Source organism: Mesorhizobium sp. ArgA1, assembly GCF_053714375.1.
The window spans coordinates 1-371 of the sequence record NZ_JBSKBQ010000156.1 but is presented as its reverse complement, the minus strand read 5'-3'; the positions used below and the strand labels follow the sequence as shown (position 1 = coordinate 371).

The following is a 371-nucleotide window of genomic DNA, read 5'->3' as shown; positions in this document are numbered from 1 at the left end:
TTTGGCACCGCAATTGCATAGAGAAGATATGGTTGGGGGTGGGTGAGGGTCCGCCACTTCATCGCGAACGACGGAACGGGGTAAAGCAAATGCGGATGCTGGTCGGGCCTGCCAAACGGGAAGGAACTTCTCGAACCATCTTCGATCGACCTTTGATCGACGGCCATGTCAAACCTGGAACAGGCGGCCCGGTGATAACGATTGAAGCAGAGGGCATTTACTCGGAAGATTCGAAATACCGATACCAGATTGAATTTACGCTGGGTGAACTTGAGGCACTTATCGGAAGCAGCGGCCCGGCACCTGGGGCGGGTAGGCCAGTAAGCACCGGGCCTAACCGGCAGGGGCATCAAGATGGCGGCGCCGGCTGA

General features: G+C 57.1%; 1 protein-coding gene. It reads left to right on the top strand.

Annotated features, from left to right (window positions below; all coding sequences use genetic code 11):
- On the top strand, window positions 1-371 hold a 371-nt coding region (locus ACWGTI_RS32795), incomplete at its 5' end, for a hypothetical protein (protein WP_454590697.1).